Here is a 13,716-nt window from a genome sequence, read left to right as displayed (position 1 = left end):
GTCCCACGGGCCACGCGAGAAGGGAGCGCGCCGGAATGAGGGGAAACGCCCCGCCCCGGGCGGGACTGACCCGGGCGGGACTGCCCGACCGGACGGCCGCCGTCGGGCTGCTCACGGCCGTAACGCTCACCGCTGCGACGCTCGCGGGCTGCGGGGTCGCGGACGCCGGGCCGTCGGCGGCCGGGGACCCGGCCCGGGGCGTACGCGCGCCCGGTGGCCCGGCGCCGCTGCGGGTCTACTACCTGACGCAGCACGGCACATGGCCCGTCACCCGTGACGCGCCGCGGGGCGCCGATGCGCAGACGGCGGTGGACCGGCTCCTGGGGGGACCCACGCGCGCGGAGCGGGCGCGCGGGCTGGACTCCGCGCTCCCCCGGGGCCGGATCCGGGCGAGGGCGGCGCCGGGAGCCGTCGACCTGTATCTGCCATGGGTCGTGGCGGAACTGGACGCGGCGGCGGTGAGCCAGCTCGTGTGCACGGCCGCCGCGTCCCCGGGGATCCCCGGCGGCAGGAATCCGCTGGACGTGGTCGTACGGGTCCACGAGTCGGGGATCTCCGGGACCCCGTGGCGCGTCATGTGCGACGAGACGGGGTCCGCCGCGCCGATCGGGGCCTCCGGCCGGAACCGCTGACGGCGGACGAGCGCCGCACGCCGCGGACGACGGCCGCGCGGGGCAAAGGAACGCACCGTTCCGTCCGATCTTTCCGGGGCGGTGGAGACGACGATCGAGGAGGAGAAGGCCGGTCCATGACACGCGTTCTGTTGATCGAGGACGACCCCGCCGTGCGCCGCGGCGTCACGCTGGGCCTGCGCCGCCGCGGGCACGAGACCGAGGCCGTCGGCACCGGCGAGGACGGGCTGGAGGCGCTCGGCGCGTTCGCGCCGGACATCGTGCTCCTCGACCTGATGCTGCCCGGGATGAGCGGCCTGGAGGTGTGCCGCCGCGTGCGCGAGACGAGCCAGGTGCCGCTCGTGATCCTCTCGGCGCGCGGTGACGACATCGACGTCGTCGTGGGGCTGGAGGCCGGGGCCGACGACTACGTCATCAAGCCCGCGAGCGGCGAGCTGATCGAGGCGCGGATGCGTGCCGTGCTGCGCCGCGTCGTCCCGCTCCAGTCCGGCGCCGGGCAGGCCGAGCCGCCCTCCGAGTTCGACGGTCTGCGGATCGACCGGGCCGGGCTCCAGGTCTCCAAGCACGGCGAGGACCTCACCCTCGCGCCGTCCGAGCTGAAGCTGCTGCTGTTCCTGTCCGCGTCTCCGGGGCAGACCTTCAGCCGCCAGCAGCTCCTGGAGTGCGTCTGGGAGCACAGCTACTACGGCGACGCCCGCCTCGTCGACGCGTGCGTGATGCGGCTGCGCGGCAAGATCGAGGACGATCCGCGCCGCCCGCGCTTCATCCAGACGGTACGCGGCTTCGGCTACCGCTTCGGCCCCCTGTGACGCGCCGCCTCCTCCGCCGCCGGGACCCGCGCCGAGGTCTGCGCCCGGGGCTGCGCCGGGACCTGCCCCGGGGCCCGCGCCGAGGCCTCCGCCGGGGCCTGCGCGCCCGTCTCGTCCTGGTGTTCCTTCTCGTGGCCGTGGTCAGCGCGCTCGCCGCCGCCGCGCTCACCTTCCGCCAGGCACGCGGCGCGATCCTGGACCGCGCCCAGGACAGCGCGGTGCGCGACCTGCGCGGCCAGCTCGACTCGCTCGCGCCGGGCCTGCCCGCCCGGCCCGCCCGGAGCGATCTGCGTGCCCTCACCCTCCGGCTCGACCGCGCCGGGGGCTCGCGCGCCTGGCGCACCTCGGCCGTCTACCGCGACGGGCCGCTCGTCTCCGCCACGAGCCGGACCGCGCACCTGCCCGGCGGGCTGCGCGAGACCGGCGCCTCGGCCCGTACGGCCGTCGTGCAGCGCTTCCACCGGGGCGACACCCCGTGGCTCGCCGTCGCCGTCCCCGTCATGGTCGCCGACGAGCCCTCCCGCCGGTCGGGGCTCGTCGTGTACGCCTCGTTCTCGCTCGCGTCCGAGCAGCAGGACGTGTCCTCCCTCGTCGACGCCGCCCGCACCGGGGCCCTGCCGGTCGTCGTACTGTCCGTGGTCCCGGCGCTCTTCGCGGCGCGCAGCGTGCTGCGCCCGGTGCGGCGGCTGCGCTCGGCCGCCGAGGACATGTCCGCGGGCGCGCTGGACACCCGTATCGAGGTCACCGGTGACGACGAACTCGCCGACCTGGGGCGCACGTTCAACGGCATGGCCGCCACCCTCCAGGCGGACGCCGACCGGCTGCGGGACATGGAGGCCAAGGCGCGCCGGTTCGCCGCCGACGTGTCGCACGAGCTGCGCACGCCGCTCGCGGCCATGACCGCCGTGACGGGGGTGCTCGACGAGGACGCGGCCTCGGGGCAGTTGGAGCCGGAGACCGCCGAGGCGCTGGGGCTGGTCGCCGACGAGACCCGCCGGCTCACCCGCATGGTCGAGGACCTGATGGAGATCTCCCGGTTCGACGCGGGCGCCGCCGTCCTGCACCGGGACGAGGTGGACGTCGGCGAACTCGTCCGCAAGACCCTCGCCCTGCGCCACTGGCAGGACCGGGCCGACGTCGACGTCCCGCCGGGGCTGCGCGCGAACCTCGATCCGCGCCGCGTCGACGTCGTGCTCGCCAACCTCGTCGGCAACGCGCTGCGGCACGGCGGACCCGCCGTACGCGTACGGGTACGGGGCCGCGGCGGCGACGGCAGGCTCGTCCTCAGCGTCGCCGACAGCGGCCCGGGCATCCCGGAGGCGGTGCTGCCGCATGTCTTCGACCGCTTCACCAAGGGCGACGCGGCCCGCGCCCGCAGCGAGGGCAGCGGCCTGGGCCTCGCCATCGCCGCCGAGAACGCCCGCCTGCACGGCGGCACCCTCACCGCCACCAACTCCCCCGACGGAGGGGCGGAATTCACCCTCACCCTCCCCCTGGGCACGGCATGAGGCGGCCCGTGCTCCTCGCCGCGCTGCTCGTGCTGCCCCTCGCGCCGGTGACCGCGTGCGGCATCGGCGACACCTCTCCCGGGGCGGCCGGGCCCCCGGCGGGCGGGCTGCCGGAGGCGGACCGGCGCCCGGCCTCCGCCGTGCACCTGTACTTCTACTCCGCCACCGGCCTCGAACGCGTCTCGCGCTCCTACGCCGGGCCCGACCGGCCGCAGGCCGCCATGGACCGGCTGGCCCAGGGGCCCGACGCGGCCGAGCGGGCCCGCGGCCTGATCAGTTTCCTCCCGGACGGCCCCACGCCCCAGGTCGCCACCGGCGAGGGCACAGGCACCGGCGAACGGGGCGCGGTCGAGGTGACCGTGGTGTCCGGAGAGCACACCAGCCGCACCGCCGTACGCCAGATCGTGTGCACGGCCGCCGCCGCGGTCGGCTCCGCACAGGACAGACGCCCCGAGGACGTCGAGGTGCGGGTCCGCCGCCTGGCGGACGGCACGCTGACCACGGAGGTGTGCGCCGAGTAGCGCCGCCCGGCCGGGGCCGGGCGGCCCGGGGTCACCAGCTCGCGTGCAGCGGCTTGCCCTCCGCGTATCCGGCGGCGCTCTGCACGCCCACGACGGCCTTCTCCGCGAACTCCTCCAGGGAGCCCGCGCCCGCGTACGTGCAGGAGGAGCGGACGCCCGCGATGATCGCGTCGACCAGGTCCTCGACGCCGGGGCGGACCGGGTCGAGGAACATCCGCGAGGTCGAGATGCCCTCCTGGAACAGCGCCTTGCGCGCCCGGTCGTACGCCGACTCCTCGCTCGTACGGTTGCGGACGGCGCGGGCCGAGGCCATGCCGAACGACTCCTTGTAGAACCGCCCGTCGGCGGACTGCTGGAGGTCGCCGGGCGACTCGTACGTACCGGCGAACCAGGAGCCGATCATGACGTTGGAGGCCCCGGCGGCGAGCGCCATGGCCACGTCGCGGGGGTGCCGGACACCGCCGTCGGCCCAGACGTGCTTGCCGTACTTGCGGGCCTCGGCCGCGCACTCCAGGACGGCGGAGAACTGCGGGCGGCCGACGCCGGTCATCATGCGCGTGGTGCACATGGCGCCGGGCCCGACGCCGACCTTGATGATGTCGGCCCCGGCCTCGACCAGGTCGCGCACGCCCTCGGCGGCGACGATGTTGCCCGCGACGACGGGGACCTGCGGGTCGAGGGCGCGGACGGCCCTGAGGGCCTCGATCATGCCCTCCTGGTGGCCGTGCGCGGTGTCCACGACGAGGGTGTCGACGCCCGCGTCGAGCAGGGCCTTGGCGCGCGCGGCGACGTCGCCGTTGATGCCGACGGCGGCGGCGACGCGCAGGGCGCCGTTCGCGTCGACGGCCGGGGTGTAGAGCGTGGCGCGCAGCGCGCCCGTACGGGTGAGGATGCCGACGAGCTGCCCGTCGGAGTCCACGGCGGGGGCGAACTTGCGGTGCGCGGCGTCGAGCCGGTTGAAGGCCTCGCGCGGGTCGATGTCGGCGTCGAGCAGCATCAGCTCGGTGGACATGACCTCGGAGAGCTGCGTGAAGCGGTCCACGCCGGTCAGGTCGGACTCGGTGACGACGCCGACGGGGCGCCCGTCGCGCGCGACGACGCCCGCTCCGTGCGCCCGCTTCGGGAGCAGCGCGAGCGCGTCGGCGACAGTCTGGCCGGGGGCGAGGGTGATGGGGGTGTCGAGGACGAGGTGGCGGCGCTTGACCCAGCCGATGACCTCGGTGACGACGTCGAGCGGGATGTCCTGCGGGATCACCACGAGCCCGCCGCGCCGGGCGACGGTCTCGGCCATGCGGCGTCCGGCGATGGCCGTCATGTTGGCGACCACCAGCGGGATGGTGGTGCCGGTGCCGTCGGGCGACGCCAGGTCCACTCCCTGCCGCGATCCGACCGCGGAACGGCTCGGCACCATGAAGACGTCGTCGTAGGTCAGGTCGTAGGGAACGGGGGACTGTTCCACGTGACGGCCCGTGCCCGGCTCAAGAAAACGCATAAGTCTCACATTTTCACGCGTTACGGCGCAGGTCACTGCGAGGAAGACACAGCAAAGGACCCCCGTCGTCGTACGACCCTCCAGGCCGGAGGCCGGGAGGTACGGGGGCTTCGGTGTCGGCAGTGGCCCCTGCCTTACGACGAAAGCTTACTCGAAGCTTCGTACGAATGCCTGGGCGCGGGCGCGTGCCCGCAAGGTAGCAGCGCGCCGCTCCGCGCACCGCTCTTTGTCAGGTGCCGACGAAGCCCGCCACGGAGCGCGGCAAGGGGGCTAGCTTCGCTCTCAGTGCCCGGCGCACGGGCAGGCGGGAGAGGGTGTGCGGACCGTGGACCTCCGGTATCTGGCGAGCGGACGGGCCCTGGGCACGCTGCTCGTCGTCGCTGCCCTCCTCGTCACCCTCGTCGCCCTGCTCATCCCCCTCCAGACCTTCGGCGGCACCCGCTCCGTGGACGCCTCCCGGCAGGGCTGGGAGGACGACGGCATGGGCACGATGAGCACGCCGTACGGGCCGCTCAGCGCACTGGACCGGGACTTCGTGCGGCGGGTGCGGCTGGCCGGGCTGTGGGAGCTGCCCGCGGGGCGGCAGGCCCAGGAGCGCGGCACCCGCGCCTCGGTCCGTACGGCGGGCACGCATCTCGTCGAGGGCCACACCGAGCTGGACCGGCGCGCCGTCGAGGCGGGCCGGGCGCTCGGCGTCGACCTGGCGAACCAGCCCACGGCGCAGCAGCGCGGCTGGCTCTCGGAGATGTCCCGCGCGAAGGGCGACCGCTACGACCGCCGCTTCGCCAACATCCTGCGCCGTGCCCACGGCAAGGTCTTCGCGTTGATCGGGCTCGTACGGGACAAGACCCGCAACTCCATGGTCAGATCCCTCGCCACCCGCGCCAACGCCGTCGTCCTGGACCACATCACGGTCCTGGAGGAGACGGGGCTCGTGGACTTCGACGCGCTCGACGATCGGGAGTGAGCAGCATGAGGCAGAGGAAGCAGCGAGGGGAGCAGCGAGGCGGAGCCGCCCACCGGCGCTCGCGCCGTCGCCGTACGCTCGTCGCGCTCGGCGCGGCGCTGGTGCTCGGCGGCGGTGCGGCGACGTTCGCCGGGGTCAGCGCGACGGCGGGCGAGGACGGCGCGGAGGGCGGGGCCCGCGAGAGAGACCGGCGGGCCGGGCAGACGATCGACTGCCCCGACGTGTCGCTCGCGCTGGGCGAGGTGCCCCGGGACGCGCGGAAGGACGTCGCCGAGGGGCTCGCGGCGCTGGACCGGCAGGTCGCGGGCGCGTACCACCGGCTCGCCTCCGGCGAGGGGAGCACGCAGAAGGTGATGGACGAGCTGCGCGCGCGGCGCGCCCCGACCATCGGCGGCATCGCCGACAACGTGCGCGGCGAGGGCGGCGAGCCGCCCGCCGGGATGGACGGGATGAGCGACTGCCGTGTTCGGCAGCGGCCCGCGGAGGACCGCGGGGCCCCCGAGGGGCAGGGCGGGAACAGAGAGGGCGGTGAGGGGAACGGCGGTGTCGCGGAGGGCGAGCCGCCTCCCTCCGGAGGCCCCGTGGCCGCCGACTTCGTCGACATCACGACCGTCGAGCCGGACCGGCGGGAGCCGGAGCCCGGCGCGAACGCCTCCACCGGCAGCTTCACCACGAAGTGCGGCCGCAACGAGGAGGGGCACTTCAACTCCGACAACGTCATCGCCGCGCCCGGCGTCAGCAACGGCGCGCACCACACCCACGACTACGTCGGCAATCTGTCCACCGACGCGTTCTCCACGGACGAGAGCCTCGCCGCCGCCCGTTCGACCTGCCGGAACGGCGACCTGTCCACCTACTACTGGCCCGTGCTGCGCGCCCTCGACGGCAACCAGGAGGGCGGGCACGACGGGAACGCGGGGACGGTGCTCAAGCCCTCTGAGGTCACGCTGACGTTCAAGGGCAGCGCGACGGGCAAGGTAACCGCCATGCCGCGCTTCCTGCGGATCATCACCGGGGACGCCAAGTCGTTCACCAACGGCACGGCCAACGCCAACGCCTCCTGGAGCTGCGAGGGCTTCGAGGACCGCCAGCTCAAGGACAAGTACCCGCTCTGTCCCGAGGGGAGCCGGGTGATCCGCTCGTTCGACTTCCAGAGCTGCTGGGACGGCCGGAACACCGACAGCGGCAACCACCGCGACCACGTGGCCTTCGCCCGCGAGGACGGCTCGTGCCCCGACGGCTTCCGCGCGGTGCCCCAGTTGCGGCAGCGGATCGCGTACGAGGTGCCGCGCGAGGGCGTTCCGGAGGACACGCCGTTCGCGGTGGACAGCTTCCCCGAGCAGCTCCACAAGCCGGTCACGGACCACGGCGACTTCATCAACGTGATGCCGGACCGGCTGATGGAACGGGCGGTGCGCTGCGTCAACGACGGCCGGGACTGCGAGTAGCCCCGGCCCGGCCCGCGACTAGCCCCGGCCGGCGCACCCGTCCCGCCCGGGGTTCCGGGTCACAGCCCGTTGATCCGCGCCTCCTGGGCCTGGGCGGGCCGCGCGTTCGCGGTGCCTCCTCCGGTGCGGGCCTTGCGCCCTCCCGTACGGGCGCGCCCGCGCCGGACCCGGCCCAGCAACTGCCTCCCGCGCAGCGCCGCTTCGAGCTCGAAGCGGGCGCGCGGGTCGCGTAACGCGGAGCCGAAGACCTTCTCGATCTGCCGCAGCCGGTAGCGCACCGTCTGCGGGTGCACCTGGAGGGTGCGGGCCGCCTCGGGCGCTCCCCCGCTCTCCAGCCAGGCCAGCAGGGTGACTTCGAGGCGCTCGCTCTGCCGCGGCGTCAGCGCGGCGAGGGGCCCGAGCCAGCGGGCCGTCAGGGCACGGGCCATCGACTCGTCCTGGAGCAGGAGCAGGGTGGTGAGGTGGTCGTCGACGAAGACGGCACCGGGCGGTCCCGAGCCGTTCACCGCGTGCGCGGCGTGCACGGGCGCCAGTTCGAGCAGGCGCCGCGCCCAGCGCACCGAGGCGGCGCAGTCGTCGAGCGGCACGGCGTGCCCCACGGCGGCGGTCCAGCCCTGGAGGTGCCCGTCCAGCGCCTCCCGGGCCTCCCCCTCCGGGTCCGGCACCAGCAGGCAGGGCTCGCCCTCGACCGGACCGGCCAGGGCGCTCGCCAGCGGGCCGGTGAGCGGCGGCGTCTCGCAGGGCGCGGCGAGCACGACGGCCCGCACGGCCGGGGGCAGCGGCCACCGCGCGGAGCGGGCCAGCGCGTGGAAGCGCGACGCGCCCGTCTCCGGCGGCCGGTCGGCGGTCAGCGCGGCGAAGAGCAACCGGCGGGCCCGTTCGGCGGAGAGCCTGTCGGACGGGAGACCGTCGGCAGGGAGACCGGCGGAAGGGAGACCGTCGGGGGTGAGTCCGCCGGGGGCGCCGGACGTTGCCTCGGATACGGCGGGGACCGCCCGTATGGAGGGCGTGCCCTCCCGCACCCGTACGACCGGCTCCTCGTCCTCGTGTCCGCCGGGGGCCGCGCCGGGCCGCGCGGCGAGTACGTCCGTCAGCGCCTGCTCGACGGCCCATCTGGCGTCCTCCCGCCCGGTCTCGCGCAGCACGGCGGACAGCGCCGGGAGGCTGTGCCGCAGCGCGTCGACCAACTGGTCGGCGACGGCGGGAAGGTCAGCTCGCAGCTCGCACATCTCAACCTCGCTCCAGCCGGGATCACCTGGTGCCCTGCGTGGGCATCATCGGTAGCGGTACGGCGCACCGGCGACGCCAGTGCGGGAATTTGTCACAGCGCGACAAAGACTGGGTGCGTTCCGCCCGGTTCGACAATGCTTCTGGCTTCCGGTCGCCGCTTCCTGTCCCCGGGAAACGGGCCACTGCTAGGCCGGTTGCACGGTGCACGCGTCTTCGGGAGACCCCGATGTCCCCACAGCAGCTCCCGTCACAGCAGCAACGCTCCCCCGCGCACCGGTCCGGAAGCGGGCGCCGCAGGGCGGGCCCCCGCCCCGGCCCCCTGCACGCGGCGTTCGGCGCGGTGGCGCTGCTCGCGCTCGGCCAGGCCGTCACCGGAGGAGTGCCGGGCCGCGCCTGGGCCTTCCTCGACCAGGGCGCGGGCGTCCTCGCCCTCGTCGCGCTCACAGCCACGGTGCTGTGGGGACTGGCCGCCACCGACCGGATCCTGCTGCGCCCCGCCCACCGGCTGCTAGCACAGGGCGTTCACCGCGGTACCGCGGTCGGCGGCCTGTGCTTCCTCGCCCTGCACATCTGGGTGAAGGTCGCCGAGGACCGTACGAGCGCCGCGGCGGCGGCCGTCCCGCTCACCGACCGCGCGCGGCCCCTCCTCATCGGCCTCGGCACGCTCGCCGGCTACCTGTTCGTGGCGGTCGCGGTCACCGGGGTCGTACGGGCGGCGTTCGCGAACGGCCGCGGATCGCGCTGGTGGCGGGCGCTGCACATGTGCGCGTACCCGGCCTGGGGCGCGGCCCTCGTCCACGGCCTGCGTGCCGGACGGCACGCGAACGGCTGGGTGACGGCGGCGTACGTGCTCTGCCTGGCCGGGACCTCGGCCGTGCTCATCCACCGGCTCCTCCCGCACCGCGCCCCGGCGCGGTCGGCGGCGACCGGTGCCGACGAGAAGGAGAGACGGTGACCCCTGTGCCCCCCACGTCCGCCGCGTCCGCCGCAGCGTCTGCGATGTCCGCCGCGTCCGCCGGGAGACCGGCGTACGCGCTGTCCCCGGCGCCCGGACCGCTGGCCTACGGCGCCCTGTCCGAATCGCTGTGCGCGCCGCCCATCGCCTCCTTCGGGCCCGCACGGCTGCTGGCCGGGCTGGGCGAGGTGCCGCGCCTCGGATACGTCGCGCACGTCGCGGTCCACGGGCCGCTGCCCGCACCGCGCCCGGACGCGCTGCTGGAGCTGGCGGAACTGACGGGGCTGCGCGGCCGGGGCGGCGGCGCCTTCCCGTTCGCGCGGAAGCTGCGCGCCGTGCAGCGGGCCGCGCGGCGGCAGGGCACGGGCACGGCGGTCGTCGTCAACGGCAGCGAGAGCGAACCGGTGAGCCTCAAGGACCGGACGCTGCTCCTCCGCGCGCCCCATCTCGTCCTCGACGGCGCGCTGCTGGCCGCCGAGGCGCTGGGCGCCGGAGAGGTGTGCGTGGGCGTCACCCGCCAGGACACGGAGGAGTCCGTACGGGCGGCGCTCGCCGAACGCGAGGCGGCGGGGCCCCTCACGCGCGTGGTGCGGCTCCCCGACCGGTTCGTCACGGGCGAGTCGTCGGCGCTGGTCAACGGGCTCGGCCAGGCCCCCGCGCTGCCCTCGGGGCGAGGAGTGCGGGTCAGCGAGAACGGGCTCGGCGGACTCCCGACGCTGCTCTCCAACACCGAGACGTTCGCCCAGCTCGCCGTCGCGGCCCGGCTCGGCGCACGGGCCTACCGCGACACGGGCCTGCCCGGCGAGCCCGGCACCGTGCTGCTCACCCTCACCGGGCGCGGCGTGCTGGAGACGCCGACGGGCGTACCGCTCGGCTATCTGCTGCGGCTGTGCGGCATCCCGCTCGGGCAGGGCGTGCTCGTCGGCGGCTACCACGGGAGCTGGCTGACCCCGGAGGCCGTCCGTTCCGCGTGCGTGTCGCGTGCGTCGCTGGAGGCGCTGGGCGCCACGCTCGGCGCGGGCGCGGTGCTGCCGCTGCGCGAGGACACCTGCCCGGTGGGCGAGACGGCGCGGGTGGCGCGCTGGCTGGCGGGCGAGTCGGCGGGCCAGTGCGGCCCGTGCGTCCTCGGCCTGCCCGCGCTGGCCGACGCGCTGACGTCCCTCGCGGAGGGCGGTACGGGAGGGTCCGGCGCCCTGGAGGCCGTACGGGAACGGGCGTACGGCGTCAGCGGGCGGGGCGCGTGCACGCACCCCGACGGCGTGTCGCGCTTCGTCGCCTCGGCGATGGCCGCCTTCGCCGACGACTTCGCCCTCCACGCGCGGACGGGCGCGAGCGCGCGCGGCCGCGGACGGGGCTGCGGGCGGCCCGTGCTGGGCGCGCTGCCCGTACCGGAGGAGGCGACCGGGCGGCCCGTCGCCGCACCGCCACCTGCCGCGCCGGGGCCGGTGCCGGGCGCGCCGGTCACGCTCGTCGCGGCGCGGCCGCGTGCGGCGCGGCTGATCGTCAACTGGACGCTGTGCCGGGGGCACGGGCTGTGCGCGGGCATCGTGCCGGACCTGGTGGAGCTGGGCCCCGACGGCTACCCGACGCGGGCGGCGGCGCGCGTACCGGCCCACCTGCGCCGCCAGGCCCGCCGCGCGGTCCGCCGCTGCCCGGCCCTCGCGCTCCGACTGGAGAGCTAGCCGGTGGAGGCAGGGGGGACGGCTCCCGTGGTCAGAAGGTGGCGATCGGGTTGACCGGGCTGCCGGACGTACCGGCGAAGCGCACCGGGGCGACCGCGAGGTGGAAGTCCCACTGGCCCAGCTCGGCAGCCGTCGTCGCGCACTCCTCCAGGTCGCAGTTGTCGAGCATCCACAGGCCCATCGCGACAAGGCTCACGGCGTGCACCGGCATCAGCACGTCGTCGTACCCCGACGGCTGGACGTCCTGGGGGGTGTCGGCGCCGATCAGCGCGACCTCCCGGTCACGCAGCCACGGCAGGCAGGACGCGTGCCAGCCGGCCTGCGTGATACCGCCGGCCGCACCGCCCTCGTGCCGGACGCGGCCACCGCCGGTCCGCAGGAGCACCGCGTCGCCGGAGCGCACCCGCACGCCCTGGCGACGCTCGGCCTCCTCCAGGTCCTCGGGGAACACCCCCTGCCCCGGTTCCAGCCACGGCACGTCACGGGCCCGCGCGACGTCGAGCAGGACACCACGCGTGACGATCCCGTTCGCCGCCGCCGTGACGGCCCCCCACGCCGATCCCGTCTCGGCGTCGACCATGGTGTGCGAACGCCCGTTGTACATCGTGCCGTCCCAGTAGACGTGGCACGGCGAGTCGACGTGGGTGACGGTGTTGCCGTGGAACATGAGGCCGACCCGCTCGTTGGAGAAGCCCCAGCGCCGGTCGTTGCGGAACCCGGGCACCGGCATGTCCTCGGCACCCGGCATGTCGGCGGCGCACGGGCACGTCGTCGTCGACCGCTCCATCTCCTCCGGTACGTCGATCTCCCACGCGCACGACAGGCTCCTGCCGTGGCGCACGGCCTTCGCCGCGGCCAGCCGGACGTCGTCGGTGATGTGGTTCAGAGTCCCCAACTCGTCGTCCTCGCCCCACCGCCCCCAGTTCGACAGCGTGTCGAAGTACCCGAGCACGTCGTCCTGCGTGGGCATCGCTCGCCCTGCCGTCATCTCTGCACCGACTCCTCCGGTCGCGCGGTTCGTGGCACCGCGGCGAGGGTAGCCCGCTCCCCTCTTGGGCGTACCAAGATCCGCTGAACCGTGGAGATCTCCCGGGCCGGTGTGCTCAGGGAGCGGGGCGGCGGGGGCCCCGCAGGACTCTGGCGGCCAGGCCCGGGGCGAGGAGGGCGGAGGGCGGGTCCAGGAGCTGGGTCACCCGGACGTAGCGGGCGGCGGCCTCGGGGTCGTGGCGGGCCACGAGGATCAGGCGCTGGGCGTAGCGGCCCAGGAGGCGCAGGGCGAGGGGGCGTTCGGCGGGGACCTGGGGCACGGACAGGTCGGCGTTCCTGGCCATCTCCCAGGCGGGCCCGATCACGCGCGCCGCGGCGGCGAAGTAGCGGCGCGGCAGCCCGTCGGGCCCGCCCTCCTCCAGGCACGCCCCGAGGGCCTCGGCCTCCTGCGCGGCGACGGTCATGCCCTGCCCGTAGACGGGGTTGAAGCTGCTGACGCCGTCGCCGACCGCGATCAGCCCCTCGGGGAGCGAGGCCAGCCTCTCGAAGCGGCGGCGCAGGCTGTGCGGGAAGCGGTGGAAGACCGTCGTGCCCAGCGGCTCGGCGTCCCGGACCGTCTCGTAGAGACCGGGCGGCAGCGTCGCGCGGGCGTACGCGAGGAAGCCCTCGTCGTCGGTCGGCGGGTGGTCGCCCGCCATTCCGGCCAGGGTCAGCAGCCAGCGGCCGCCCTCCTGGAGGAGGAGCGCCGCGCCGCGGGTGGAGAAGCCGGGGACGCTGCCGACGAGGACCAGCTTGTCGCCGTCGAGGGCGCCCTCGGGCAGGGCGACGAAGCGCGTGGCGTAGCCGACGTCGATCTTGAGGCGTTCCTCGGGCGGCGCGCCGTGCCCCAGCTCCCTCGTCCAGCCCGCGGCGTGTCCCGCCCGGCCGAGGGCGTCCACGACGAGGTCGGCGCGCAGGACCTCCTCCTCGGAGCCCTCGCGGCGGCGCCGTACCCGGGCGCCCGTGACCCGGCCCCCGTCGGCCTCGGGCCCGAGCACGTCCCAGCCCTCCAGGAACTTCACGCCGGGCAGCGCCGCGACCCGTGCCCGTACGGTCGCCTCCAGCAGCGGGCGTGTCGCCTGGAGCGCCGACACGCCCGTGTCACCCCGGGCGAGCGGGGCGCCCCCGAGGACGTAGCGGGACTCCTGGAGGAGGCGCGAGGTGACGGCGCCCGCGTCCCGCAGCTCCTCGGTCACTCCGGGGAAGAGCCGCTCCATCGCCCGTTCCCCGGTGCCGAGCAGCGCGTGCACGTGACGGCCCTGCGGTATGCCCTTGCGGGGCTCCGCCCCGGCGGGGAGGTGGTCGCGCTCGACCACCGTCACCCGCTCGTAGCTCCCGGTCAGCGCGCGGGCGGCGAACAGCCCGCTCATGCCCGCGCCCAGCACGACCGCGTGCGCCGTCCCCATCGCTCACCCCCACATCCGTCCGGGGCGCCGGAGTGTGAAG

Annotated in this window: 12 protein-coding genes; 8 read left to right on the top strand and 4 right to left on the bottom strand. The window is 75.6% G+C overall.

From position 1 onward, the window contains the following. The first annotated feature begins 35 nt into the window (after positions 1 to 35). The 4 genes from ABD343_RS38905 (at position 36) to ABD343_RS38890 (ending at position 3,470) form a co-directional block, all read left to right on the top strand. On the top strand, positions 36 to 632 hold the full coding sequence (locus ABD343_RS38905; RefSeq protein WP_344535409.1) for a hypothetical protein: 597 nt from the start codon (positions 36 to 38) through the stop codon (positions 630 to 632). 116 nt (positions 633 to 748) lie between these two features. Further along, positions 749 to 1,441: a response regulator gene (locus ABD343_RS38900; RefSeq protein ID WP_344535408.1), complete on the top strand. Its 693-nt coding sequence runs from the start codon at positions 749 to 751 to the stop codon at positions 1,439 to 1,441. Between the two features lie 62 nt (positions 1,442 to 1,503). Beyond that, entirely contained in the window at positions 1,504 to 2,949 is a 1,446-nt protein-coding gene (locus tag ABD343_RS38895) for an ATP-binding protein (RefSeq protein ID WP_425578375.1), read from the top strand. Continuing rightward, complete coding sequence (locus tag ABD343_RS38890; protein WP_344535405.1) at positions 2,946 to 3,470, top strand: hypothetical protein; 525 nt, start codon at positions 2,946 to 2,948, stop codon at positions 3,468 to 3,470. The genes ABD343_RS38895 and ABD343_RS38890 overlap by 4 nt, the downstream gene beginning before the upstream one ends. Positions 3,471 to 3,501: 31 nt before the next feature. Here the strand turns inward: ABD343_RS38890 and ABD343_RS38885 are convergent, their stop codons facing one another. Then, on the bottom strand, positions 3,502 to 4,962 hold the full coding sequence (locus ABD343_RS38885) for a GuaB1 family IMP dehydrogenase-related protein (protein ID WP_344535403.1): 1,461 nt from the start codon (positions 4,960 to 4,962) through the stop codon (positions 3,502 to 3,504). A 316-nt stretch (positions 4,963 to 5,278) separates the two neighbouring features. On the opposite strand from ABD343_RS38885, the gene ABD343_RS38880 reads away from it, so the two are divergent. Continuing rightward, complete coding sequence (locus tag ABD343_RS38880) at positions 5,279 to 5,929, top strand: DUF4142 domain-containing protein (protein ID WP_344535402.1); 651 nt, start codon at positions 5,279 to 5,281, stop codon at positions 5,927 to 5,929. Positions 5,930 to 5,934: 5 nt separating this feature from the next. Next, positions 5,935 to 7,377, top strand: a complete 1,443-nt coding sequence (locus ABD343_RS38875) for a DUF1996 domain-containing protein (RefSeq protein WP_344535401.1) — start codon at positions 5,935 to 5,937, stop codon at positions 7,375 to 7,377. Positions 7,378 to 7,436: 59 nt separating this feature from the next. On the opposite strand, the gene ABD343_RS38870 is transcribed toward ABD343_RS38875, so the two are convergent. Continuing rightward, positions 7,437 to 8,606: a helix-turn-helix domain-containing protein gene (locus ABD343_RS38870; RefSeq protein ID WP_344535399.1), complete on the bottom strand. Its 1,170-nt coding sequence runs from the start codon at positions 8,604 to 8,606 to the stop codon at positions 7,437 to 7,439. A gap of 227 nt (positions 8,607 to 8,833) precedes the next feature. Here ABD343_RS38870 and ABD343_RS38865 point away from each other — a divergent pair, with 227 nt between their 5' ends. Then, the gene (locus ABD343_RS38865; RefSeq protein ID WP_344535397.1) at positions 8,834 to 9,562 is read left to right on the top strand and encodes a hypothetical protein; all 729 of its coding nucleotides are present in this window, start codon (positions 8,834 to 8,836) and stop codon (positions 9,560 to 9,562) included. Continuing rightward, positions 9,559 to 11,244, top strand: coding sequence for an NADH-ubiquinone oxidoreductase-F iron-sulfur binding region domain-containing protein (locus ABD343_RS38860; protein ID WP_344535395.1), 1,686 nt, complete (start codon positions 9,559 to 9,561; stop codon positions 11,242 to 11,244). The genes ABD343_RS38865 and ABD343_RS38860 overlap by 4 nt, the downstream gene beginning before the upstream one ends. 31 nt (positions 11,245 to 11,275) lie before the next feature. Here the strand turns inward: ABD343_RS38860 and ABD343_RS38855 are convergent, their stop codons facing one another. After that, positions 11,276 to 12,232, bottom strand: coding sequence for a cyclase family protein (locus ABD343_RS38855; protein ID WP_344535393.1), 957 nt, complete (start codon positions 12,230 to 12,232; stop codon positions 11,276 to 11,278). A gap of 115 nt (positions 12,233 to 12,347) precedes the next feature. Beyond that, a complete protein-coding gene (locus ABD343_RS38850) occupies positions 12,348 to 13,676 on the bottom strand; it encodes an FAD-dependent oxidoreductase (RefSeq protein ID WP_344535391.1) in 1,329 nt (442 codons plus the stop codon). Positions 13,677 to 13,716 lie beyond the last annotated feature (40 nt).

This window comes from Streptomyces albiaxialis, assembly GCF_039530985.1.
Taxonomy (GTDB): domain Bacteria; phylum Actinomycetota; class Actinomycetes; order Streptomycetales; family Streptomycetaceae; genus Streptomyces; species Streptomyces albiaxialis.
The sequence above is the reverse complement of the archived record's forward strand: the minus strand, read 5'-3'. Positions and strand labels throughout refer to the sequence as shown.